This is a genomic window from Alteromonas sp. ISO5 (genome assembly GCF_058105165.1).
In genome coordinates, this window is record NZ_CM176572.1 from 3,848,887 (window position 1) to 3,873,950 (window position 25,064).

The window sequence follows — 25,064 nt, forward strand, 5'->3', positions numbered from 1 at the left end:
CACCTTCTTTAGAAGGTGGATTCTTTACTGGGTGGAAATACAACCGCTGGTAATGGCAAATGGTTTAAGCTTCGGGCGTGATTTTGAACGGATCCTCGGAGCGATTTTTTATAAAATCAAAAATGTCACGCCGATGCAAACCGATACGCCGGATCTTGAAGGGGCACTAACCGATAAATCTGACCATACTAGACCGTTCAGGTGGTCTGGATATTTTCTTGATTGGTCACGGTCCGGAAGCCAATGAGGCCTTTCATCTGGCTTAGATCAAACCATTTCCCGGAGCCAGAGCCATCATATGGCCGGTATTATTCCAATCTGCAGTTCCATATTTAAGCCCCATATCAGCAAGTTCAAAGCCGGCGGCCATACCGGGTGTAAAAAAAAGGGTAGTCGGTCGTGGATGATGATACGGCCCCGACGAAGATCAAAACTTACGTAAAGGTAATGCAAACCTCATTGCCCCAGGATGAAAAAGAACTGGCAAGGTTACTGGATGACAACCCGGGTTTGTGGATTCGTTTGTACGACAATGTGAGCTCTTTTGTATTGTCGACAATCATAGAGTCGGAGTCAAAATAAAGGGGAGTCGCGGTTACGGTTGAGTCTGCCACTCCTGGTGGATTAAATTATCCGAGGTTATTTAATAGACTTAGTGGACGACGGGAATTTGTTTTCAGGTACCGCCGCATAAGACAAAAGCGATAAAAACGTCAGGCAACCACCGCCCGTATTTATGAAACCCTTTTGATTGATTTACACAAACAAGCCTTACTCGATTTACCGGGTAAGGCTTGTTACTTAATCTATTTCTTGGGGAGATGCGCTACCGCTCTTCGTCCTCGACAATACCAATGTTTTCAGCATGCAGCCCTTTAGGACCCTGCTGAACTTCAAAAGTAACTTCCTGACCTGCTTTTAATGATCGATAGCCTTCCATTTGTATTGTTGAGTAATGAGCAAATATGTCTTCGCCACCTTCCTCGGGCACAATAAATCCAAACCCTTTCGCGTTGTTAAACCATTTAACTTTGCCAACCGCCATACATCGACTTCCTCTTAATCCTTGAACTCACGGGAAACTGTCCCCACAATACAATAAGGCATGGGACAGCTAGTCTTGTGCGTCACTCACAAAACATATTAAAACTGTAGATATTTTGACCGCATTATGCAAGTGCATTTTATTTTTTTTCCGCGCAAATTAATGGTAAAAAAGATGATAAATTGCTTGCAGACGCACTATGATTAAATTATGAGTAAAGGTAACGCCATAAGTATCGATAAGGAACGCTTACTCGAGCAGGAGAGGAAGAAAACTGAACCGCCTCCGATGTATAAGGTCCTATTGAATAACGATGACTACACGCCAATGGATTTCGTGGTAGAAATTTTGATGCGTTTTTTCCGGATGGATGCTGAAAAAGCAAACCAACTGATGCTAACTGTTCATTACCGGGGCAAGGCTGTATGTGGCATTTATACTGCTGAGATAGCAGAAACAAAAGTCATGCAGGTCAATCAATATGCCCGCAAACATCAACACCCATTGATGTGTACGATGGAGCAGGCGTGAGTTATAAACCTAACAGGGGCAATGTATATGCTGAATAAAGAATTAGAGCAGACGTTAAACGAGGCTTTTGTATTCGCAAGAGAGCATCGTCATGAATTTATGACGGTTGAGCACTTGCTGTTGGCCTTGTTAGATAATTCTGCTGCTCAGGAAGCCCTCAAAGCCTGCGGCGCAGATATCGATAATATCCGTGGCGAGCTGGTAGAGTTTGTGAAGGATACCACACCGTTAATCCTCGATGATCAGGCCAGCGATCGCGAAACTCAGCCAACATTGGGTTTTCAGCGTGTGTTACAGCGTGCCGTTTTTCATGTCCAGTCATCGGGTAAAGAAGAAGTCACCGGCGCTAATGTCCTGGTGGCCATTTTCAGTGAGCAGGAAAGCCAGGCAGTATATATACTGAAAAAATCTGACGTAACCCGCCTGGACGTAGTGAATTTCATCAGCCATGGCGTGAGCAAAGCAGAAGACGAAGCGCCTGAATCCAATGAAGCCAGTGAAGAAGCCGCTGAAGGTGAGGAATCCGGCTCGGCATTGGCGAAATATGCCACTAACCTGAACCGTCAGGCGCAGGAAGGGAAGATCGACCCACTTATTGGCCGCGACATGGAGCTGGAGCGGACGATTCAAATTTTATGTCGCCGTCGCAAAAATAATCCACTGTTGGTGGGTGAGGCTGGCGTAGGTAAAACCGCGATTGCCGAAGGGCTTGCCTACCGCATTGTAGAAAAACAGGTACCTGAGGTTATCGAAGAGTGCACAGTTTACTCGTTAGACCTGGGCGGCCTGCTGGCCGGTACCAAATACCGCGGCGACTTCGAGAAGCGCTTAAAAGGCATTCTTAAAGAGTTATCGCGAGATAAAAACGCCATCCTGTTCATCGATGAAATTCACACTATTATTGGCGCCGGTGCGGCATCAGGCGGTGTGATGGATGCTTCTAACCTGCTCAAGCCGAAGTTGAGTTCTGGTGAACTGCGTTGTGTTGGTTCAACCACATACCAGGAATATCAGGGTATCTTCGAGAAAGACCGTGCCCTGGCGCGTCGTTTCCAGAAAGTCGATGTGGTGGAGCCAAGCGTAACTGACACTACCAAGATCCTGCAGGGCCTGAAATCACGCTATGAAGAGCACCACAGCGTGCGCTTTACGCAAAAAGCACTGCAGGCGGCGGCGGAGCTGTCGGCCAAGTATATTAATGAACGTCACTTGCCAGACAAAGCTATCGACGTAATGGATGAAGCCGGCGCTAGCCAGCGCCTGTTACCTCAGTCTAAGCGTAAGAAAGTTATAAATGTCGGCGAGATTGAGCAAATCATTGCCAAGATGGCGCGTATTCCGGAAAAATCGGTATCTGCATCAGATAAAGAAGTACTTAAGAATCTGGGCCGTAACCTTAAAATGGTGGTATTTGGCCAGGATAAAGCTATTGAGTCGCTGTCTGATGCAATTCACCTGTCTCGCGCGGGGCTGGGTACTGAAGAGAAACCCATTGGATCTTTCCTGTTTGCTGGTCCTACCGGCGTAGGGAAAACCGAGGTGACTCAGCAACTAGCGAAGATTATGGGCGTAGAGCTGGTGCGCTTCGATATGTCTGAATATATGGAGCGTCACGCCGTGAGCCGCCTGATTGGTGCGCCTCCTGGTTATGTAGGCTTCGATCAGGGCGGTCTGCTGACTGATGCGGTAATCAAACACCCGTATTCGGTGGTACTGCTTGATGAGATTGAAAAAGCGCACAGTGATATTTACAACATTCTGTTGCAGGTCATGGACCACGGTACGTTAACCGACAATAACGGTCGTAAAGTCGACTTCAGAAACGTAGTGCTGGTGATGACAACCAATGCAGGTGTGCAGGAAACTATCCGTACTTCTATTGGTTTTAAACAGCAGGATCACAGTCACGATGCCATGAGTGAAATCAACAAGGTGTTTTCACCGGAGTTCAGAAACCGCCTCGATTCGATTATCTGGTTTAATCACCTTGATACCGATGTTATTCTGCAGGTGGTGGATAAGTTTATAATTGAACTCCAGGCACAACTGGATACCAAAGGCGTTTCACTGGAGGTGTCACCGGCCGCGAGAGCGCATCTGGCCGAGAAAGGCTACGATAAGTCAATGGGCGCGCGCCCAATGTCACGGTTGATTCAGGAGTCGCTGAAGAAAGAGTTGGCCAACGAGCTATTGTTCGGTAAGTTGAGCAACGGTGGTGATGTCAGAGTGGACCTGGAAGACGATAAACTGGTGTTTGTCTATAACTCTGAAGACCAGACCGAGTCAGCAACTGAGTCCAGTGACTAAGTTAGACGCTGACGACCATGAACAAAAAACCCGAACACTTGGTTCGGGTTTTTTTATGCTTATCACATTATCGCGTAAGCTGGCGTAGGCCGGTATGAATTAACGCGCGCGATAGACAATACGACCTTTAGTCAGGTCATAGGGTGTCATTTCCACAGTCACTTTGTCGCCGGTCAGAATGCGGATATAGTTTTTACGCATTTTTCCAGAGATATGCGCAGTCACTATGTGACCGTTTTCTAATTCAACACGGAACATGGTATTTGGCAGGGTATCCAGTACCGTACCTTCCATTTCAATACAATCTTCTTTCGCCATCTAAAGCAATAACCTCAATTAATCACAAATTTTTCGCCGCGCAGACATTAACCAATTCATAGATATAAGTAAAGGATTAAATAAGCTTATTGGCGAATTGCTGGACTAGCGGAGTAAATCAACCATCAAATCGTTACCGCGATTAGCCATTTCACTTACCTGCTGCGCATTTTCAAAGCGCTGCCACTGATGATTAAAATAGCGTTCGTGGGGTAAAAACCGGTGTTTGTAGTTCATTTTATTGCAGTCATCTATCTGATACCCCAAATACAGGTAATGCCTGTTGTGTGCCTGGGTATGATGGATCTGCTGCAGGATCATCCAGGTGCCCAGCGAACGATGATGATAATCCGGATCATAAAAGGTATACATCGCCGAAAAACCATCGCGCTGATCGTGGGTATCGATGACATCCGTTACCGCAACTGCGATTAGCTTGTCGCCATCATAGGCCTCGACAAACAGGGGAGAATTCCATTCACAGGCCAGAAAGCTTTCAAACTGTGCAGGGTTCGGCGGGTACATGCTGCCGTCTGCGTGGCGTTCAGTGATATAACGCTCGTACAACGGGTAGTAATCTTCGCTGGTTTGGGTAGTGGTAGAAGTCCTGAAAGCCTTATTTTTTTTCAGTATGCGTCGCTGGCTTCGCGATGGTGCAAACTCGGCTACCGGTAGCCGAATAGAATGACAGGCAGTACACTGCTGGCAATAAGGGCGGTATACCTGTTCGCCACTGCGGCGGAATCCGGCCTGAATAAGCTGCGGATAATGCATAGCGCAATCTGAATCACTTCCCACATATACCAGCAGTTGCTCTTCCTTATCAGGCAGATAGCTGCAGTCGAATGTTTGGGTAATGCCAAATTTCATATAGGTTATTCACTTAAATCTTGAGCGCACCAGGTACGTTGATAATCTGAACAAATATAGCCGTCCTTATCAAGGGTTTGGTTGTTACGGTACAGGCGGGAGATAAACCCATCGCGCTCAATACTCACTGCACCCAGACTCATCAGATGTTCCGTGGGCATCTGACAATCGATAAAATCACCGCCGTGTTGCTGCATATGATCAACCAGATAAGCCAGCGCGAGTTTGGATGTATTCGGCAGACAGTGAAACATCGACTCGCCGCAAAATACCTTACCCACCGCTACGCCATACAGGCCTCCCACCAGTTCATCATCTTTCCAGACTTCAACCGAATGAGCCAAACCTAATTCATGTAGCGCCTGATAAGCAGCAATCATGTCTTTGGTTATCCAGGTTGATGTCTGGCCGTACTGAATACGCGGGATATGTGCACACTGGTGAATTACCGCAGCAAAATCCTTATTAAGGGTGATATTGTAGCGTTGCTTTCGCATGAGTTTGCGTAAACTGGTGCTCGCACGAAAGGACTCCAGTGGAATAATGGCACGAGGAGACGGGCTCCACCACAGTATGGGCTCACCTTCACTAAACCAGGGAAAGATCCCCTGACTGTAAGCAGTTAGTAATCTGCCAGGCGAAAGATCGGCACCATAAGCGAGTAGTCCATTAGGATCATCCAGTGCATGTTCGACCGGAGGAAAGGGGCTGTCAGGATCCAGGTAGGGCAGAGAAATCATGCAAAAAGCATGGCTGGCGGCGGTTTTGCAGTCACCGCCAGTCAGGACTATTCCTGTGCGTCCAGGAAACGCTCCGCATCAAGCGCCGCCATACAGCCGGTTCCGGCCGAGGTAATTGCCTGACGGTAAATGTGATCTGACACGTCACCGGCAGCAAATACGCCTGGAACACTGGTTTGTGTGGCCATGCCATTCGTGCCGCTGTTCACCTTAATGTAGCCGTCCTGCATATCCAGTTCACCGTCGAAGATGTCGGTATTTGGCTTGTGACCAATGGCAACAAACAGACCCATTACGTCCAGTTCTTCGGTTGCATCAGAGTCGGTTGCTTTAATCCGTACCCCGGTCACGCCCATCTCATCACCAAGCACTTCGTCGAGGGTCCGGTTAAGATGCAGAACTACATTGCCGTTTTCTGCTTTATCAAGCAGACGGTCGGCCAGGATCTTTTCACTACGGAAACTATCACGGCGGTGAATAACATGTACTTCAGACGCAATGTTAGACAAATACAACGCCTCTTCAACAGCGGTGTTACCACCACCGATGACGGCCACTTTCTGGTTACGGTAGAAAAAACCGTCACAGGTTGCACAAGCAGACACTCCTTTACCCATAAAGGCCTGCTCTGAAGGCATACCCAGATATTTTGCTGACGCACCGGTAGCAATGATTAGGGCGTCACAGGTATAAGTTCCGCTATCACCATAAAGGGTGAACGGACGCTTGCTTAAGTCTGTTTTATTAATGTGGTCAAAGATGATATCGGTATTAAATTTCTCGGCATGTTGTTGCATACGAACCATTAGGTCAGGTCCGGTAAGACCTTCCGGATCGCCAGGCCAGTTCTCTACTTCGGTGGTCGTGGTTAACTGGCCACCTTGTTGCATACCGGTGATCAGAGTAGGGGACAGGTTTGCACGGGCTGCATAAACAGCGGCGGTATAACCAGCCGGGCCTGAACCAAGAATGAGTAGACGAACGTGTCTGCTTTCTGCCATGTTTTTCTCCAGTTAATGCCTGACGCAGCAGTACGCGACAAGCACATCATATTGGTTAATGCGGTAGGTGAAAGGTTATTTGCAATAACACTGCACCGTTATAATAAGCTCAGTTATACGCAGTTGCGTATGCTACAGATTACCTGCCGCCCTGCAATCATACGTTATTAAGAGTCATTGTGCGGACGAATCGAATACTTTCAATAGCCGGCTGTGATATTATCTTAAAAGCGGTCTGGAAATTCATCGTTAAATAAACCATTTTCGACATTCCGGACTATTATTAGTAATCAGGCATCTAGTCTTGCTACGTTAAAGCCACCGAAGGTTGCGGTTTTCAGTCACGAGGTTCACTATGGCCCAGTCAGTTACCACTATGCTTAAAGATGGTCAGGAATATATGAAAACCTGGCCGTTAAAACGGGAGCTTTATAGCTTGTTTCCGGATTGCCGTATTGTGGCGGCTACCCGGTTTGCGGTGCGCTTTATGCCCCCAGTAGCTGTACTGGCCTGCGCCACCATGCTCAATACCTTTGGTACGGATTACTTGCCCCAGGCGATTGCCGTAGGAGCGTTTTTCCTGAGTATGCCAATGCAGGGGTTATTGTGGCTGGGCAAACGATCTAATCAGACCCTGCCTCCACAGTTACGTCACTGGTATCAGGAAATACTTACTAAAATGCGGGCTCAGGGGTGTGCAGTGCAAAATCCCCAGCATAAGCCCCGTTATCGTGAATTAGCCCGCCTGCTAAAAACCGCATTTGAAGACTTAGACAAAGCTTTTACCCGCCAGTGGTTTTAAGCCGAGGGCTCTAATACCTGTCTGCATCGGCGGCATTGATACTGTCGCTGGCCACGTACTACCGCATTATGACGGCGGATACTTAATTCAACATCACCACATTCACAGCGATAGCGCACGCTAGGTATATTTAGCGGTGTCAAATCAAATTCATGGCGGGTTTCGGGGACGCAGTTAAAGACTTCCTGCATCATGGCTTGCCATTCCTTACCGTGAGGCTTCACCCGTCCAAACAACTGGTAAACCAACAGATGACTGACTTCATGGGGCAGCACGTCGGAGAAATAAGCGTCTTTATTGTGAGCAAACAATACCGGGTGCAGGTTTATCCGGTTCTGTTGTAAAAACGCCGTGCCTGCATGTCGGCCACTGCGTCTGAAGGTAAGAATGGGACGCGCAAATGCTCGCTCGAAATAGCTATCCGCCTCGAGATATAAATCTGCGAGGCGGTCTTTGATTAACTGCTTATCGCTGGCGGATATCAATGGTTATCCATGACCCGGCAGCTGACACACAGGGTGTAAATGTTCTGTGGATCGTTGAGCGATGAAATCAGATCAACCTGCGCCATGGTTTCACGCACCAGACCAGTCAGCATGTTGTTGTTATCGATCAGATTCAGCTTCAGGGCGTAAATGACCGCCTGCCCAAAAAATTCTTTCCAGAACAACTCTTTCTCAGACAGCTTACGGGTAACATAAACGGTGTCGTAATCTTCTACACCCGCCAGATCGGCGGCGGCTGTTACGGCATCGTCCAGCGTTCCCAGTTCATCTACCAGACCAATTTGCAGCGCATCGGTACCAATCCACACTCGGCCCTGGGCAATGTCATCAACGGCACTGACATCCATTCCGCGTTCGCTGGCAACCAGCGTTATAAATTCACGGTACTTGCTTTCGATACTGCGCTGAATAAGTTGCTTATACAGCGGTTCAATACCACGCAAGGTTGAAAATCCGGCCATTTCCGTGGTGGCGACACCGTCGGTATCGACACCCAGATAGTCTGCGGCATCCTCAAAGGTAGCCAATGCAGCAAACACGCCAATGGAACCGGTTATTGTGCTCGGGCTGGCGAATATCTTGTCTGCCGAGGCTGAAATCCAGTAACCGCCGGAAGCCGCGTAAGTATTCATTGAAACAATCACTGGCTTGCCAGCGCTACGCAGGTTAAGCACTTCCTGACGAATAATTTCAGACGCCGATGCACTGCCCCCCGGAGAGTCAACCTGCAGCACCACCGCTTTTACCTCGTTATCGAGGCGGGCCTGACGCAATAATTGTGCAGTGCTGTTGCCGCCAATGCTACCGGCGCGTTGTTCACCGTCCATGATCGTGCCCTTAGCCACGACCACCGCAATTTTATCGCCCTGATGGGCAACCATGGGCATAGGCGGATTGATTACCCGATTGTAATTGCGGTAGGTGGTGAGTTTGAAACCGGCTTGGTTGTTGTCGTCTTTGCCAACCAGTGCAATAATTTCCTGACGCACTTCCTCGCGGGTTTTGACCTCGTCTACCCAGCCTTTCTGGATCGCGTACTGGGCCGAATTGCCGCCGGCCTGCTCGAAGTTATCCAGCATTTCCTGCAGACTTTCGTCAAAGTTATTGATGTCGACCCCCCGTGCTGCGGCAACATCTGCTTTATATTGCTCCCAGTACTGATTCAGCCAGCGCTCATTCATTTCTTTGGCTGCGTCTGACATATCCTCACGAATGTAAGGCTCTACCGCTGATTTGAAAGTACCGACGCGGAAAATGTGCATATTCACTTTGAGCTTTTCCAGGGCACGTTTGACGTACATACCGTAGTTGGCATAACCGTCAATAGACACACCGCCAATTGGATTGAGGTATACTTTGTCGGCATGGGCCGCCAGGTAATATTGTGCCTGGGAATAGTAGTCGCCTACCGCAATCACTGGTTTCTCTGAGGTTTTAAAGTCATCGATGGCTTCAGCAACGGTACGCAGCTTATCCAGGCCGCCGCCGCGTAAGCCCTGCAGGTTAAGTACAACGGCCTTAATACGCTTATCTGCCTTGGCGTTTTCAAGCACTTTAACCACATCGCGAACCAGCACTTCCGGGTTATCCGGCTCTTCGTCAAACGCTTCCTGAATAAACTCTGAAACCGGGTCAACGGCTGTTTTCTGGATAACGAGGGCGCCATTCAGGGTAAGCATGAGGGCGCTACCGGGAGTTACCTGTGGGACGCTGTCTTCACGGCTGGCAACGGCAATAATGCCGATAATAATGACCAGAAACACCACATTGAAAAATAATTTTCGACAAAAATTCAGGGCGGTCCATAACCCTACAAACAGTGCTTTGGTCCAGCTTTTACTTTTTTCGGCCATACTGACTACTTACCTAATTGACTAAACAACCTAATGTTATCGATTCCAAAAATTATCGCGAGTTAATTTTGTAATGAAATGTTATTGCCTTTACCTATGACGTTTTCCGGTTGCAGAAGCCGGAGGGGATGTCTCACCACTTTCATCCAGCCAGTGCTGAATCAATTTGGCTATCGCTTTGTGGTGTTCATCAGACAGGCTCATAAGCAAGCGTCCCTGACGTTGCTTGTAATTCACCTTGCGCTGGCCTTTCTGCATTAACTGAGAAAAACGACTCATAGATTGAAAGAAATAACGTTATCCCACGGTCTTGATCGTAACTGGCATTATTGGGGTAAACCGTGGTGAGCGCAATTCTCCGTAAGTTAAATACTAAATTAAATGGGATGGCGGTATCTCTAAGCGGTATTCCTTTATTACTTTTAAGGTTATATCTGGCACCGATTATGGCCCAGGCGGGCTGGCAGAAACTGGCTAACTTCGACAGTACGGTAGACTGGTTTGGTAATCCGGACTATGGGCTGGGGTTACCTCTGCCATTTTTACTGGCAGGACTTGCAGCGCTAAGCGAGTTTATTGGAGCTGCGTTTTTAGTGCCAGGTTTTGCTACCCGGTTAACAGCCATACCGTTAATGATCACCATGGTGGTGGCTATGACTACTGTGCACTGGCAGCATGGCTGGATGGCCATCGCGGATGCCGGTAGTTGGTTGGCAGATGGCACACTGTTAGTGAATGAGTCTGTCATGGCGGCTCCAGAGAAGCTGTCCGCAGCTAAGACCATTCTTAATGAATATGGGTATATTGAATGGTTAACCTCTAGTGGTAATTTCGTGATCCTGAATAACGGGATTGAGTTTGCCGCGACCTATTTCATTATGCTCATGGTGTTGTTCTGCTTCGGTGGTGGGCGTTATGTGAGTGTTGATTATTATCTGGCGCGGCATTTTCACCACCAGTAAATTATTTTGCGGGGATTGCACTAAAACCACTTGTCAGTATGCTGGTCTTTTTGTGAAATAGCCCGTATCAGCACGGTACATTATTTATTTTACCAGAAGGAGAGCACTATGGATGCACTGGAACTCGTTATCAATCGTCGCTCACAACCCAGACTAACCGCGCCAGCGCCAGCAGGTGAGGCATTGGAAAACATTAAACGAGCCGCGTTGCGGGCGCCGGACCACGGGGCTCTTAAGCCATGGCGATTTATTGTTTGTGAAGGTAAAGGGCTCGACAAGCTTGGTGCTTTGTTTGAGCAGTCAGCTATCGATAACGATAAAACTGAGCGTGAAATTCAGCGCGCACCGCAATTACCCACCCGAGCGCCAATGATTATTGTGATCACCACGGCCTATCAGGATCACGAAAAAGTACCTCAGATAGAACAGTTCGCATCGGCTAGTTGTGCAGCCATGGCCATGCAAATGGCTGCTGTGGCCCAGGGTTTTCAGGGCATGTGGCGGACCGGTGAGTATGCCCATTGCAATATTGTAAAAGAAGGGCTGGGTGTGTCTGCAGACAATGAAATTGTTGGTTTCTTATATCTTGGCACACCGGCCCAGGATGTGCCTCTGAAGCCTGAGTTGCTTGCTGACGACTTTTTTACCCACATGAATTAAGCTGAACGATTAACGTGAAGTTCTGTGATGTATTGCAGACATAAAAAAACCGGTGCTAAGCACCGGTTTTCTGTTTATGTTTATTGTACTTATTCAACCACAATAATTTTAATCGCGTCGGTGGCGCCAATAGTCTCCATCCGATCACCGTGGGTCAGGATTACAATATCACCGTTCTCCACCAGATTTTTCTCTTTCAGCAGAGCTACGACATCTTTACGCAGTTCCCCGGGTGCGCTGTCACGAGAGTCAAAGAAAACTGGTTTTACGCCACGGTATAAAGCCATTAGGTTGAGCGTTTCTTCGTGACGGGACATGGCAACAATAGGCAAGGTAGTGGTGATACGCGACATCAAACGCGGCGTGCTGCCACTTTCAGTCAAACCTACAATGGCTTTTACGCCCGGCAGGTGATTGGCTGCATAAACCGCTGATAAGGCGATAGTCTCGTGTACAGAACCAAATAACTCGTCCATACGGTGCTTGGAGATTTTCACGCTTGGGTGCGTTTCTGCGCCTTCACAAACCCGGGCCATGGCTTTTACCGTCTCAACCGGATAGCTACCTGCCGCAGTCTCTGCTGACAGCATTACCGCATCGGTACCGTCAAGCACGGCGTTTGCGACGTCCATAACTTCAGCGCGGGTAGGCATTGGGCTTTCAATCATCGACTCCATCATCTGAGTTGCCGTGATCACTACTTTGTTTAACTGACGAGAACGCGCGATCAGTTTTTTCTGTACACCAACCAGCTCGGCATCACCAATTTCCACACCCAAATCGCCACGAGCAACCATTACCGCATCGGATGCGCTGATGATGTCGTCAATGGCTTCTTCAGTCGCAACGGCTTCGGCGCGTTCAACCTTGGCGCAAATTTTAGCTTTGCAGCCTGCTGCTTCGGCCAGTTCGCGGGCATAGTTTAAATCTGCGCCAGTACGAGGGAACGAAACCGCCAGGTAGTCTACGCCAATTTCAGCAGCCGTCAGAATATCGCGCTTATCTTTCTCGGTCAGCGCTTCAGCCGACAGACCGCCGCCCAGACGATTGATACCTTTATTATTTGACAGTTTGCCGCCTACGGTCACCTTGGTAAGCACTTTACGGCCCTCAACGCCGGTTACTTCAAGTTGGATTCGACCGTCGTCGAGTAACAGGATATCGCCTGTGCTAACGTCGTCAGGCAATGCCTTATAATCGATACCAACCTGTTGTTCATTACCGGCGTCGCGGTCCAGCTCTGCGTCCAGAACAAACGGGTCGCCTTCATTAAGAAAGACTTTATCGTTGGCAAAACGTGAAACCCGGATTTTCGGCCCCTGCAGGTCGCCTAAAATCGCTACGTATTTACCTAGCTTGGCTGCGGCTGCTCGGACACGCTTGGCGCGCTCAATATGATCTTCGGCCTGGCCATGGGAAAAATTCATGCGTACTACGTTTGCACCGGCGGCAATAATCGCTTCAATTTTTTCTTGCGTGTCTGTAGCAGGCCCTAAGGTAGCCAGGATTTTCGTTCTTCTAGTCATGTGTGTTATCGCTTGTTAATAGTTTATGTGGGACAACCAGTGATTAAGTATAGCTGAAAATCTATTTCGTAATTTAATTACAAAATAGTAGACGAATTTGACCAAATTGTGAATGGTTGATTAAAGATTCTTTATGATGGTCCGAACAGCTGTGGCAATAAAAAGTAACACAAATGAACCGCTGACCGCTGAACAGGCGAGCGAATGAAGGGGAATGACAGGGGGATGATTGAACGCTAAAATTTTTGCGGGGCAACATAAAGCGGGTAGGGTAATCGACCCGCTTCGGGATGATCAGCCTTCGTTGCCGCGTTTTTCGTAACGGGATCCGCGCAGCGTATCTTTAACGCGCTTAAGATTTTCACGAAATTTATTGCCTCGACGCAATGTAAATCCGGTGGCAAGCACATCTACCAGGGTTAACTGAGCTATTCGTGAGGCCATGGGCATATACATATCAGTATCTTCCGGCACCTCCAGCGATAAAACATAGGTACACTCGTTAGCCAGCGGGCTGTCAGCCGATGTAATACCCACTACCGTAGCATCGTTAGCTTTGGCTATCTGGGCTATTTCAACCAGACTTTTTGTGCGGCCTGTATGTGAAAACAACATAACGACGTCGCCTGAATTACAGTTCATACAGCTCATGCGCTGCATCAGAATATCTTCAAAATACACGACCGGGACATTAAAGCGGAAAAACTTGTTCAGTGCATCATGGGCTACTGAGGCTGATGCACCCAGGCCAAAAAACGAGATACGCTGCGCCTGGGTTAACAGGTCAACCACCCGGTTGACGGTGTTCACACAAACTGACTGACGGGCAACTTCCAGCGACGCCATGGTAGACTCAAATATCTTATTGGTATATTCATCCGGGCCGTCACTCTCGTCTACATGCCTGTTAACGTAAGGCGTACCGTTGGCCAGACTTTGCGCCAGGTGCAGTTTAAAATCCGGAAAGCCTTTAGTGTCAAGACGACGGCAGAAACGGTTAACCGTTGGTTCGCTAACATCTGACAATTTAGCCAGAGTTGCTATACTGGAATGAATCGCCGACTGAGGATTTGCCAGTATCACTTCTGCCACCTTTCGCTCTGATTTGCTGAACGCAGATTTGTGCTGTGTGATTTTCTCTAAAATATTCATATTATTTTCAATAACACTGAGTGTGAAATGTGTGTTCTCCCAGGCGCTATACTACTGAATATGAAAGATCGTACAAGAAAAATGTAATTTATTAACATGATTTGCGGTATTTCATCTCGAAATTAAACTTCAGGATGATCACATTTGATAAAATGGCGGTTGCTTTAAAATTAATATTGTATGACTAATGGTGGGTGGATAGGCTTAATTTTACTTACATATCGAGCAAAAAGCACTGTTGGTTTGAATAAACGTTACCGTTATACATCGAGTAGCCGGCCGGGTAAAAAGAGGGCTGCAGGCCCTTTTTATAGATTACTACTTTGGTTATATTTAGGCTAAACTTACACGATTAAGTCCTCGCCACTCATAGGTTAGGCTGAGAATCTTAGAAGGAATTTTTTTGTTAATTCAAACGCGAAACAAAAGTTGTAATTTTACTACATTTGTTGTTAACTATATGACAACAAATTACCACGATGGCATGCTGTAACACAGCAGCCGACTGTATAAATTGAAATAAGGCCAAATTCATGGTGATGGATAGTTCTTTTGAAGCCTGCGATTTTGTGTTGTTCGGTACCAAAGGTGACCTCTCTAGGCGCAAACTGCTGCCGTCTTTATACCAACTCGAAAAAGCAGGGTTGTTGCATCCGGATACAACGATTGTAGGTGTGGCTCGTCAGGAGCTTACTTCCGAAGATTACGTTGAAGAAGTCAAGAATGCACTGGCTGAGTTTGCCGGTGAAACGGTTTGCGAAGACACCTGGGACAAATTTAAAGAAAGACTCGCGTATGCGCAAATCGATATGAAAGATATCGCCAGCTACGCAACATTAGAGTCTCATGTTAACCCGGACCGCACCATGGTTTGCTACCTGGCCACCCCTCCAGCCATCTATGGTGACATCTGCCGCGGTTTACATGGTTGTAATATCATTGACTCAAGCGTGCGCCTGGTGCTGGAAAAGCCTATCGGCCATGATTTAAAATCGTCAAAAGTCATCAATGAACAGGTGGCTGAATATTTCAATGAAAACCAGATTTACCGTATTGACCACTACCTGGGCAAAGAAACGGTACTTAACCTGATTGCGTTGCGTTTCGCTAACTCTATTTTTACCACTAACTGGGATCACAACTGCATTGATCATGTACAGATTTCAGTGGCGGAGTCGGTGGGCATTGAAGGCCGCTGGGGTTACTTCGACGATGCTGGTCAGATGCGTGACATGGTGCAAAACCACCTGTTACAAATTCTCTCGCTGGTTGCCATGGAGCCGCCTGCAAACCTTAACGCCGATAGCATTCGGGACGAAAAGCTAAAAGTACTTAAAGCCTTACGTCCAATTAATGCCAGTAATGTGAATGACGTAACCGTACGCGGTCAGTACACCGCTGGTTTTGTTAAAGGCAAGGAAGTCCCGGGGTATCTCGAGGAAGATGACGCCAACACGGTAAGTAAAACCGAGACTTTCGTGGCGATTAAAGCCGAAATCGACAACTGGCGCTGGGCTGGTGTGCCGTTTTATCTTAGAACCGGTAAACGTCTGCCTACCAAGGTGTCTGAGGTTGTTATTTACTTTAAACGCCAGCCACACAACCTGTTTACGGAAAGCTTCAGCGCACTACCACCGAACAAGCTGGTGATTCGCCTGCAACCTGATGAAGGTGTAGAAATCACCGTAATGAACAAGGTGCCAGGGCTAACCAGCAGAGGGTCAATGGATTTACAGAAATCCAAGCTTAACCTGAGTTTTTCGGAAGAGTTTTCGGACGACCGGATACCGGATGCTTATGAAAAACTATTGTTGGAAGTGATGCTTGGCAACCAGGCGCTGTTCGTACGTCGTGACGAAATTGAACAGGCGTGGACCTGGGTTGATTCAATACTGGCAGCATGGCGCACCAGTAATGAACCGCCAGAACCTTATCAGGCAGGCACATGGGGGCCGGTGGCTTCGATTGGATTGCTGGCTCGTGAAGACCGCAGCTGGTACGAAAGTAAAATCACAAAGAAAAAATAATATGCCATTAACACAATCATTATATGAAAGTGCTGAAGCGCTGAATGAGGAATTTGCTGCAGAGGTCGCTGAAAAGCTGTCCGAGGGCATTGCTCAGCGCGGGCGGGCAAGTCTGATGGTCAGCGGTGGTCGTACACCGTTACCGCTGTTTAAAGCTTTGAGTGAAACCGATATCGACTGGGCCAGTGTCGATGTTTCACTGGTGGACGAACGCTGGGTTGAAGAGAGCAGTGATGCCAGTAACACCCGGTTGGTCAAAGAAAACCTGTTGGTCGGCAAAGCCCGTGCAGCGCGTTTTATCGAGATCAAATCGGCTGAGGCCGACGCCACCGACGCTGCGGTAGCCTGCGAAAGCCGTTTATCAGCGATGTCACAGCCATTTGACGTGCTGATCCTGGGCATGGGCGAAGACGGACACACTGCTTCATTGTTCCCATGCTGTGAACAACTCGAAGATGGCCTGTCCATGAACAGCGGTCGTGTGTGTATTGCTACGCAGCCGACTACCGCCCCGCATCAGCGTATGTCGCTGACACTGCCGGCTATTGTAGCCAGCCGAAATATCTATCTACACCTGACCGGTGATAAAAAACGTCAGGTACTTGAAGACGCAGTTGCCAATGCCACGGCCACTGAAAAGCCAATTGTTGCTGTGATTAACGCAGTACAAGTGACCTTGAAATGGGCACCGTAGGAGTCAGTAATGAATATACAGGTAAACGAAGTTACGCAGCGCATCATTGAGCGCAGTAAAGCCAGCCGTCAGGCCTATCTGGCAAAAATCGAGCGCGCCCGGGGACAGGGGCCACACCGTGGCGTGTTGTCCTGCGGTAACTTAGCGCACGGATTTGCAGCCTGTAACACCAGTGACAAATCAGATCTGCGTAGCATGACAAAAGCTAACATCGCGATTGTGTCATCGTATAACGATATGCTGTCAGCACACCAGCCTTATGAAACATACCCGCAGATTATTAAGGAAGCGGTTAAAGAAGTGGGCAGTGTGGCACAGTTCGCGGGTGGCGTACCGGCCATGTGTGACGGCGTTACCCAGGGTAACCCGGGCATGGAACTGAGTCTGATGAGCCGCGACGTGATTGCCCAGGCGGCAGCCGTTGCCTTATCTCACAACATGTTCGACGGTGCCATGATGCTGGGTATCTGTGACAAGATTGTGCCCGGCTTGCTAATCGGCTCGTTGTGCTTTGGTCACCTGCCTACTGTATTTGTACCAGCCGGCCCGATGCCAAGTGGTTTGCCTAATAAAGAGAAAGCCCGGGTTCGTCAGGCTTTTGCTGAAGGCAAGGTTGGCCGCGATAAATTACTTGAAGCAGAGTCCCAGTCTTACCATTCAGCGGGCACCTGTACTTTCTACGGTACCGCTAACAGTAACCAGCTAGTGGTTGAAATGATGGGGCTGCATTTACCTGGTTCATCTTTTGTTAACCCAGGCACTGAAATGCGTGATGCGCTGACCAAAGCCGCCTCACGCCAGGTAACACGCCTGACTGCGCTGGGCGATAACTACACGCCAATCGGTCATATCGTTGACGAGAAAGCTATTGTTAACGGTATTGTGGCATTACTGGCGACGGGAGGGTCAACTAACCACACCATGCACCTTATCGCCGTTGCACGTGCCGCCGGCATTATCGTGACCTGGGATGATTTTTCAGAGCTGTCTAATGCGGTGCCGCTGTTAACCCGGATTTATCCGAATGGTTCTGCTGATATTAATCACTTTGTGGCGGCAGGCGGCATGGCGCTGTTGTTCAAACAGTTACTCGATGCCGGACTTATCCATAACGATGTGAAAACCATCGTTGGTGACGGATTGGAGCTATATACCAAGGAACCCGCACTGCAAGACGGTGAAATTACCTGGCGTGATGGCCCGGTTAAATCTCATGACACTGAAGTATTCGCCAGTGTTGAAGCACCCTTTAAACCTGATGGTGGCCTGAACGTATTGTCAGGTAACCTGGGCCGGGCAGTGATCAAAACATCTGCACTGCGTAATCCGCATTGTACGCTTAAAGCACCAGCCGTGGTATTTGAAGACCAATACCAGTTGGACGCCGCGTTCAAGTCTGGTGAACTGGATAAAGACTGTATTGTGGTTGTACGTTTCCAGGGGCCTGCTGCGATTGGTATGCCAGAACTGCACCGTTTAACACCACCTCTGGGTGTACTGCAGGATCGTGGCTACAATGTCGCACTGGTTACCGATGGCCGTATGTCCGGTGCATCCGGTAAAGTACCGGCCGCCATCCATGTCACACCAGAAGCTTTCTTAGGTGGCCTGTTGGCAAAAGTTGAAACAGGCGACATGATTGAGTTGGATACCAAAACGGGTGCTCTGACGCTGCACGTTGACGAAGCGACACTGGCGCAACGTACCCCGGCAGTAGCAGACCTGACCATGCAGCATGAAGGCATGGGGCGCGAATTATTTGGTGGTATGCGTGGTGTGATTTCTGGTGCTGAAGAAGGTGCCTGTACACTGTTTTACACGCAGGAGCAAAATGTATGAGCGCCTGGTTTGTCGCAGATGTGGGCGGCACGAACATTCGTGTTGCCACAATAACCGAAAGCGGCTTGAGCAATATTAAGAAGTATCTTTGTAACGACTTTGCCAGCATTGATATTGCTCTTAAACAGTATTTCTCAGATACCGGCGAAACCTTCAGTGCCGGCTGTATTGCCATTGCCTGTCCGGTTACCGGTGATGAAGTCGCGATGACTAATCACAGCTGGACTTTTTCGCAGCGCGCCTTAAAGCAGCAGCTCGAACTTCACGATTTGCATGTGATAAATGACTTTACTGCCGTCGCCCACTCACTGCCGGTATTAGGCGCTGAACAACTTGTCCAGATTGGCACCGGTCAGTCTGTTGATAAAGGTAACGTTGCAGTTTTTGGTGCCGGCACCGGTTTAGGGGTTGAGCACATGATGCTCACTGCTGAAGGGTGGAAGACGCTCGACGGCGAAGGTGGTCATGTAGACTTTGCACCGGTGGATGAAACAGACATCGTAGTTTGGCGTCATCTGCAAAACGAACTTGACCGGGTATCTGCCGAAGATGTGTTATCAGGTCGCGGATTAGTCAATATCTATCGTGCTCTGGCGTTGCATCAGGGTATAGAGCCCGCAATTACCGATCCGTCTCAGGTGACTGAACAGGCATTAAATGGGCAGTGCGAAGTCTGTTTATCAGCGTTGACCCAATTCTGTCGGATCATGGGGAGTTTCGCCGGTAACCTGGCACTGAATCTGGCTACAACCGGTGGTGTGTTTATTGGTGGCGGCATCGCTACCCGCTTCACGGAGTTTCTGGTCAACAGTGATTTCAGAGCCCGTTTTGAAGCCAAAGGACGCATGAAACATTACGTTAAAGATATTCCGACATACCTGATTAATGAACCGGACCACGGATTATTAGGCGCATCAGCGTATTTACAACAACAGATTGCGAGTTGATTTTATGACTAATTGGAAATGTTCACCTGCAGACATCTTCGCCGCAGGTCCGGTAGTGCCGGTACTGGTTATTGAAGATGTGGAAAAAGCGGTGCCGCTGGCTCATGCTCTGATGGCAGGTGGTATTAAAGTACTGGAAGTGACCTTACGTACACCGGCTGCGCTGGATGTAATTAAACGAATTGCAGATGAAGTTCCTGATGCGTTAATCGGTGCTGGCACAGTGACCAATGCTCAGCAGCTAAAACAGGTCGTAGAGGCGGGCGCTAAGTTCGCAATCAGCCCGGGTATGACTGATGACCTGTTAAAAGCGGGTCACGACTTTGAAATCCCACTTATTCCTGGTATTTCATCAACCTCTGATCTGATGAAAGCCAAAGACGCTGGTTATACTTACCTGAAGTTTTTCCCGGCTGAAGCGTCTGGTGGTGTTAAAGCCATTAAATCTATCAGTGGTCCTTTCCCTGAAACGGTATTTTGTCCTACCGGCGGTATTGGTCCGAATAACTACAACGAATACCTGGCGTTACCGAACGTACGCTGTGTAGGAGGTTCGTGGTTGGCGCCGGATGATGCTATCAATAACGGCGATTGGGATCGCATTACCCAACTGGCCAAAGAAGCAGTAGCTAACGCCAGCAAATAGTATTTTTTGCCAGAAAACAAAAAGGGTACGTTTTCGGACGTACCCTTTTTTCATGCTTCTATTTTTATGTTTCTCGGCGGCAAGACTGATTAACTAATTACCTGAGTAAGCGTATGGACATCGCCCGGATTAAGGGTCGTGCCATTAGTTACCGCGGATTCGACACACAGCATTTGCTTATAACCGAAAGCATCCATGTCGCTCATGCTGGCAGCTGATTGCCAGGGATTCCACACCACAATGCTATCGTGACCGGCTGAGCCAATAGTAATATAAGGCGTCTGATTGGCGACGATGGTTAACGTTTGTGGCGACTCCTGATGGATCCGATCGGTTTCGCCACTGAACGTGTACGGCGCTGGTGTCGGCTTTACTGCCCAATTTTCCAGTTTGTCTTTATATTCACCAGAGAAGCCTTCTAGCACCACGTCGGCGATGTTGTTCACATCGAAATAGGTATGCAGGGCGCAATTCAGTGTAAATGCCCGTTGTACTTCAAGGTTGGTGGTTTCAAGACTAACTGTCAGCTCGCTGGCTATTTTGAGGCGTAACTTTACCGCGCAGTCATAGGTAAATCCGGGCCCTTGAGTTGTGGCTGGTGTCAGTACCATCTCAGAGGTCGTACCGTCGCAGTTAAACTCACAGATGTCCCACATCTGGGTGCGCAGAAAACCGTGTGAGGGCAGATCGCCTTTAGCTTTGCCATGGGCATCACTAAACCAGGGCCAGCAAAGCGGAATACCGCCGCGAATAGGGCGTTCACCATTAAGAACGGCTACCGGGCTAACCCATAAGCGGTCGCGGTTGTCATGGCTGGGAATAAACGACAGCACGTGTCCGCCAAACAGACTAATACGACAATTTGCTGATGCGTTGGAAACGGTAACGAAGCGATTACCGTCTTTCTCTTCTATTTGGTAAGATTGGTCATTCATTCGTGATATCCCTTGACCCTGTTTGTTGGTCAGTTAAGTCTGTACTTAATGCCATTTATTGTTGTTGACATCCGTGTCACCTCAATTTACTTCTGGCCACGCTGTGTAACGGGCAATGAGCAGAATTATACACCTTTGCCAGTCAGACTAACCGCAACGCGCTGATGTCGAACATTCTGAGGTGGCGCGGCAACGCTTATCTTGCCTGATAAATAAAAAAGGTGCGATAAAAATCGCACCTTTTTCATCACAAGCGGAACGGATTACTTGCTGATGTGAGCAACCAGTTCAAGTACCTTGTTTGAATAACCCCATTCGTTGTCGTACCAGGATACGACTTTCACGAAAGTATCGGTCAGGGCAATACCTGCGGTAGCGTCAAATACACTTGTACGTGCATCGCCAACAAAGTCAGTGGAAACTACTGCATCTTCGGTGTATCCAAGAACGCCTTTCAGCTCGCCTTCAGAAGCGGCTTTCATGGCTTCACAGATGGCTTGGTAGCTGGTTGGTTTGGCCAGGTTTACGGTCAGGTCAACCACAGATACGTTAGGCGTAGGCACGCGGAACGCCATACCGGTTAACTTACCGTTAAGGGCAGGAATGACTTTACCTACCGCTTTTGCTGCACCAGTTGATGAAGGAATGATGTTCTGACCCGCACCGCGGCCACCACGCCAGTCCTTATGAGACGGGCCATCAACGGTTTTTTGGGTTGCAGTGGTGGCGTGAACCGTCGTCATCAGACCGTCAACAATACCAAACTTGTCGTTCAGTACTTTAGCCACTGGCGCCAGACAGTTAGTGGTACAGGATGCATTAGAAACAATGCTCTCACCCGCATAGCTGTCGTGGTTTACACCCATAACAAACATCGGTGTGTCATCTTTTGAAGGTGCAGACATGACTACTTTCTTAGCGCCGGCTTCGATGTGCTTGCTGGCGGTCTCTTTCGTCAGGAATAAACCGGTAGATTCGACAACAACGTCGGCATCCACTTCTGACCAGTTTAACTGGGCCGGATCTCTTTCTGAAGTAACACGGATCTTCTTACCGTTAACGATCAAATGGCCGTTATCAACGCTTACGTCAGCGTCGAAGATGCCATGTGTCGAATCGTACTTTAATAGGTATGCAATGTAATCTGGGTCTAATAAATCATTAATACCAACTATTTCAATATCTTGTCTGCTTTGTGCAGCACGCATCACGAGTCGTCCGATGCGGCCAAACCCATTGATCCCGACGCGAATTGTCATAACATGCCTCTGTATCGTTAGTTAATAGATTGAAAAATAATTACGTAAAGTATGGATCAAAACTACACCCAAGGCAAAACTTTATGCTAGTTTTGTTGCAAAATTACAGAATTGCCAATGCAAACGTATTCAATTTTACGTCTGAACATCTTCAACAATAATGTAGAGTATTGTTAAATGGCTTATGCCACACGGTTTGCTTTTCAGGCGAACCTCACACACAGGAACAACTATGACTAATCAGGTTTTGCAAAAGCTTGTCGAAATGCGGGGCGTAGAAACCCAATACGTTGATGCATGGGGTAACCCAGCGACAATTTCCGAAACCAGTAAAGCGAAACTTCTTCAGGCTCTCGGGTATGACATCAGTAACGAATCAGTGATAGCTGAACAGCTCGATACGGAAATCGCTACGGTATGGTCTCAGCTGCTCGATCCGGTTTGTGTGCAGCGCAATGATGACGAAAAACAAATTCGCCTACGCTTGCCACTGGCTTCGGTCAATACGGAATTCACCGTTAATATCGACCTCGAAGAAGGCGAGAACCATACTTTTACAGTTATACCAGTTGATCAAACGTTGCTCAATGTTGGCGTTGTTGATGACCTGGAATTTCATGAATACAGTATAGCACTTCCACAGCAACTGCCCTGCGGCTACCATGGTATCTCATTGTGTGAAGGGCAAACCGTTATCGCAGACATGCGCTATATCGTAGCCCCCACTGCCTGTTATCAGCCTGAGGCCATCACGGCAGGCAAAAAGTTGTGGGGCCTGAGTGTGCAACTCTATTGTTTGCGCAGCGAAAATAACTGGGGCATTGGTGACTTTTCTGATTTGGCCCAGTTAGTCAGTAAAGCCGCCAAACAGGGCGCAGGATTTATCGGTCTGAATCCTATTCATGCGCTTTATCCTTCAAATCCTGAAGCGTGCAGCCCTTACGGACCGTCTTCCCGACGCTGGTTAAATTTTCTTTATATAGATGTCACGGCATTACCCGAGTATAACAGTGCTGCAGTACAGGCTGTGGTGAACGCGGCGGACTTTCAGGCTCGCCTCGAAACAGCACGACGCGTGGAGTATGTCGACTACAGCCTGGTGACAGAGCTTAAAATGGCCGCACTGAACAGCTTGTTTGATGAGTATTACAACGCTTACCTGAAGAAGAACAGCAAACAAAACCGTGAATTTAAGGCTTTTATTCAGGCCGGTGGTGAAAGCCTTCAGATGCAGGCCACTTATGATGCCATGCAGGAATCCCTGCAAAATGAGGGTAAGGATGCCTGGGGCTGGCCGGTATTCCCGGAAAACTGGCGCGATTTCCACAATGAAGCGGTGGCAAAATTTGCCAAAAAACACAAAAAGCGCGTGCAGTTTTACATGTTCCTGCAATGGCAGGCGGCAGAGCAGCTCGAAGCAGCCAATCAGGCTGCTATTGCTGCCGGTATGCCAGTAGGGATTTATCGTGACTTAGCGGTGGGGGTAAGCGAGGGCAGTGCCGAAATCTGGGGTAATAAAGACCTTTATTGCACCGCTGCCAGTGTGGGGGCGCCGCCGGATATTCTTGGTCCGCTCGGACAAAACTGGGGCTTGCCACCGATGGATCCTGAAATACTCTATCAACAGGCCTATCAACCGATCATTGATCTGTTTACCAGCAATATGCAATCTTCCGGCGCGCTGCGGATTGACCATGCCATGGGACTGTTACGCCTGTGGTGGGTATGTCAGGGAGATCACGCTAAAGAAGGTGGTTACGTGTATTACCCGCTGGCAGATTTGCTGGGCATTCTGGCGCTGGAAAGTCATCGTCATCAGGCGATGGTGATAGGCGAAGACCTGGGAACTGTACCGGAAGAAATTCGTCAGGTACTGGCTGATAACGGCGTGTATTCTTATCGCGTATTCTTTTTTGAAAAGGCTGAGGACGGCGGTTTTTATTCACCGGCTCACTATCCTCAGCAGAGTATGTCTACCCTGACCACCCATGATATGCCAACCCTGATTGGCTACTGGCATTGCCTGGATTTGGAACTGGGTAAGCAATTAGGCTTGTATACCGACGACGATGTGCTACAAACCCTGTATGCTTCCCGTCACGAAGATAAGCAGGAAATTCTTAACTCACTGCACGGCCATGGTCGGGCAGGGGATGAAGTTGGTAGAGATGTAAATGTCACTGGTATGAGCCGTGAACTCAACTTCGCCTTGCAGACCCATATGGCCTATGGCAGCAGTGCGTTACTGAGCCTGCAACTTGAAGACTGGCTACAAATGGATAAACCGGTCAATATTCCGGGAACGTTTATGGAGTATCCAAACTGGCGACGTAAGCTATCACGCAATCTTGAAAGCATTTTCGCCGATGAGGATATTCAGGCGCTTGCCGCTGGCATTGAAGCGGGCCGTCAGGAAGCCGGTCGCCAAAACACCGATCGCTAAC

General features: G+C 48.5%; 24 protein-coding genes. 12 read left to right on the plus strand and 12 right to left on the minus strand.

Annotated features, from left to right (window positions below; genetic code table 11):
* Positions 1 to 399: 399 nt before the first annotated feature.
* Positions 400 to 582: a hypothetical protein gene (locus tag AC2T0J_RS17270; protein ID WP_489807006.1), complete on the plus strand. Its 183-nt coding sequence runs from the start codon at positions 400 to 402 to the stop codon at positions 580 to 582.
* A gap of 244 nt (positions 583 to 826) precedes the next feature.
* On the opposite strand, the gene cspD is transcribed toward AC2T0J_RS17270, so the two are convergent.
* Positions 827 to 1,045 (minus strand): cold shock domain-containing protein CspD, encoded by a 219-nt coding sequence (gene cspD / locus AC2T0J_RS17275; protein WP_105933969.1) that lies wholly within the window; start codon positions 1,043 to 1,045, stop codon positions 827 to 829.
* Positions 1,046 to 1,255: 210 nt separating this feature from the next.
* Between cspD and clpS the strand changes: the two genes are divergently transcribed.
* Both clpS and clpA read left to right on the plus strand, forming a co-directional pair.
* Entirely contained in the window at positions 1,256 to 1,576 is a 321-nt protein-coding gene (clpS, locus tag AC2T0J_RS17280; protein WP_105933968.1) for an ATP-dependent Clp protease adapter ClpS, read from the plus strand.
* A 27-nt stretch (positions 1,577 to 1,603) separates the two neighbouring features.
* Complete coding sequence (gene clpA / locus AC2T0J_RS17285) at positions 1,604 to 3,883, plus strand: ATP-dependent Clp protease ATP-binding subunit ClpA (protein ID WP_489807007.1); 2,280 nt, start codon at positions 1,604 to 1,606, stop codon at positions 3,881 to 3,883.
* Between the two features lie 99 nt (positions 3,884 to 3,982).
* Here the strand turns inward: clpA and infA are convergent, their stop codons facing one another.
* The 4 genes from infA to trxB all read right to left on the minus strand — a co-directional run bounded on the left by infA (position 3,983) and on the right by trxB (position 6,812).
* A complete protein-coding gene (gene infA / locus AC2T0J_RS17290; RefSeq protein WP_489807008.1) occupies positions 3,983 to 4,201 on the minus strand; it encodes a translation initiation factor IF-1 in 219 nt (72 codons plus the stop codon).
* Between the two features lie 105 nt (positions 4,202 to 4,306).
* Positions 4,307 to 5,071, minus strand: coding sequence for an arginyltransferase (locus AC2T0J_RS17295; protein WP_489807009.1), 765 nt, complete (start codon positions 5,069 to 5,071; stop codon positions 4,307 to 4,309).
* 5 nt (positions 5,072 to 5,076) lie between these two features.
* Positions 5,077 to 5,811: a leucyl/phenylalanyl-tRNA--protein transferase gene (gene aat, locus AC2T0J_RS17300; RefSeq protein ID WP_489807010.1), complete on the minus strand. Its 735-nt coding sequence runs from the start codon at positions 5,809 to 5,811 to the stop codon at positions 5,077 to 5,079.
* 47 nt (positions 5,812 to 5,858) lie between these two features.
* On the minus strand, positions 5,859 to 6,812 hold the full coding sequence (gene trxB, locus AC2T0J_RS17305; protein ID WP_489807011.1) for a thioredoxin-disulfide reductase: 954 nt from the start codon (positions 6,810 to 6,812) through the stop codon (positions 5,859 to 5,861).
* 355 nt (positions 6,813 to 7,167) lie between these two features.
* On the opposite strand from trxB, the gene yfbV reads away from it, so the two are divergent.
* Positions 7,168 to 7,614 carry a terminus macrodomain insulation protein YfbV gene (gene yfbV / locus AC2T0J_RS17310; RefSeq protein WP_489807012.1) on the plus strand — a complete coding sequence of 149 codons (447 nt, stop codon included), beginning with the start codon at positions 7,168 to 7,170 and terminating at the stop codon, positions 7,612 to 7,614.
* Here yfbV and AC2T0J_RS17315 read toward each other — a convergent pair.
* The 3 genes from AC2T0J_RS17315 to AC2T0J_RS17325 form a co-directional block, all read right to left on the minus strand.
* Positions 7,611 to 8,099: a SprT family zinc-dependent metalloprotease gene (locus AC2T0J_RS17315; RefSeq protein ID WP_489807013.1), complete on the minus strand. Its 489-nt coding sequence runs from the start codon at positions 8,097 to 8,099 to the stop codon at positions 7,611 to 7,613. The two genes, yfbV and AC2T0J_RS17315, sit on opposite strands and share 4 nt — an antisense overlap.
* Positions 8,096 to 9,973, minus strand: a complete 1,878-nt coding sequence (sppA, locus tag AC2T0J_RS17320) for a signal peptide peptidase SppA (RefSeq protein WP_489807014.1) — start codon at positions 9,971 to 9,973, stop codon at positions 8,096 to 8,098. The genes AC2T0J_RS17315 and sppA overlap by 4 nt, the downstream gene beginning before the upstream one ends.
* 90 nt (positions 9,974 to 10,063) lie before the next feature.
* Positions 10,064 to 10,252: a hypothetical protein gene (locus AC2T0J_RS17325; RefSeq protein ID WP_489807015.1), complete on the minus strand. Its 189-nt coding sequence runs from the start codon at positions 10,250 to 10,252 to the stop codon at positions 10,064 to 10,066.
* Between the two features lie 107 nt (positions 10,253 to 10,359).
* On the opposite strand from AC2T0J_RS17325, the gene AC2T0J_RS17330 reads away from it, so the two are divergent.
* Both AC2T0J_RS17330 and AC2T0J_RS17335 read left to right on the plus strand, forming a co-directional pair.
* Entirely contained in the window at positions 10,360 to 10,935 is a 576-nt protein-coding gene (locus tag AC2T0J_RS17330; protein WP_489810359.1) for an HvfX family Cu-binding RiPP maturation protein, read from the plus strand.
* A gap of 108 nt (positions 10,936 to 11,043) precedes the next feature.
* Complete coding sequence (locus AC2T0J_RS17335; protein WP_489807016.1) at positions 11,044 to 11,595, plus strand: NAD(P)H nitroreductase; 552 nt, start codon at positions 11,044 to 11,046, stop codon at positions 11,593 to 11,595.
* Between the two features lie 89 nt (positions 11,596 to 11,684).
* On the opposite strand, the gene pyk is transcribed toward AC2T0J_RS17335, so the two are convergent.
* Positions 11,685 to 13,121 (minus strand): pyruvate kinase, encoded by a 1,437-nt coding sequence (gene pyk / locus AC2T0J_RS17340; protein ID WP_489807017.1) that lies wholly within the window; start codon positions 13,119 to 13,121, stop codon positions 11,685 to 11,687.
* 294 nt (positions 13,122 to 13,415) lie between these two features.
* Positions 13,416 to 14,273 (minus strand): MurR/RpiR family transcriptional regulator, encoded by an 858-nt coding sequence (locus AC2T0J_RS17345; RefSeq protein WP_489807018.1) that lies wholly within the window; start codon positions 14,271 to 14,273, stop codon positions 13,416 to 13,418.
* 533 nt (positions 14,274 to 14,806) lie between these two features.
* On the opposite strand from AC2T0J_RS17345, the gene zwf reads away from it, so the two are divergent.
* From zwf to AC2T0J_RS17370, 5 genes are read left to right on the plus strand one after another with little or no spacing between them, the layout of a single operon-like run.
* Positions 14,807 to 16,300: a glucose-6-phosphate dehydrogenase gene (gene zwf / locus AC2T0J_RS17350; protein WP_489807019.1), complete on the plus strand. Its 1,494-nt coding sequence runs from the start codon at positions 14,807 to 14,809 to the stop codon at positions 16,298 to 16,300.
* A 1-nt stretch (position 16,301) separates the two neighbouring features.
* Positions 16,302 to 16,994: a 6-phosphogluconolactonase gene (pgl, locus tag AC2T0J_RS17355; protein ID WP_489807020.1), complete on the plus strand. Its 693-nt coding sequence runs from the start codon at positions 16,302 to 16,304 to the stop codon at positions 16,992 to 16,994.
* Between the two features lie 9 nt (positions 16,995 to 17,003).
* Complete coding sequence (edd, locus tag AC2T0J_RS17360; protein ID WP_489807021.1) at positions 17,004 to 18,833, plus strand: phosphogluconate dehydratase; 1,830 nt, start codon at positions 17,004 to 17,006, stop codon at positions 18,831 to 18,833.
* On the plus strand, positions 18,830 to 19,780 hold the full coding sequence (locus AC2T0J_RS17365) for a glucokinase (protein WP_489807022.1): 951 nt from the start codon (positions 18,830 to 18,832) through the stop codon (positions 19,778 to 19,780). The genes edd and AC2T0J_RS17365 overlap by 4 nt, the downstream gene beginning before the upstream one ends.
* 4 nt (positions 19,781 to 19,784) lie before the next feature.
* A complete protein-coding gene (locus AC2T0J_RS17370) occupies positions 19,785 to 20,426 on the plus strand; it encodes a bifunctional 4-hydroxy-2-oxoglutarate aldolase/2-dehydro-3-deoxy-phosphogluconate aldolase (protein ID WP_489807023.1) in 642 nt (213 codons plus the stop codon).
* Between the two features lie 89 nt (positions 20,427 to 20,515).
* On the opposite strand, the gene AC2T0J_RS17375 is transcribed toward AC2T0J_RS17370, so the two are convergent.
* Positions 20,516 to 21,361: a D-hexose-6-phosphate mutarotase gene (locus AC2T0J_RS17375; protein WP_489807024.1), complete on the minus strand. Its 846-nt coding sequence runs from the start codon at positions 21,359 to 21,361 to the stop codon at positions 20,516 to 20,518.
* A 263-nt stretch (positions 21,362 to 21,624) separates the two neighbouring features.
* Entirely contained in the window at positions 21,625 to 22,620 is a 996-nt protein-coding gene (gene gap, locus AC2T0J_RS17380) for a type I glyceraldehyde-3-phosphate dehydrogenase (RefSeq protein WP_489807025.1), read from the minus strand.
* A 232-nt stretch (positions 22,621 to 22,852) separates the two neighbouring features.
* Here gap and malQ point away from each other — a divergent pair, with 232 nt between their 5' ends.
* Positions 22,853 to 25,063, plus strand: a complete 2,211-nt coding sequence (gene malQ, locus AC2T0J_RS17385) for a 4-alpha-glucanotransferase (RefSeq protein ID WP_489807026.1) — start codon at positions 22,853 to 22,855, stop codon at positions 25,061 to 25,063.
* The last annotated feature ends 1 nt before the right edge of the window (position 25,064 follow it).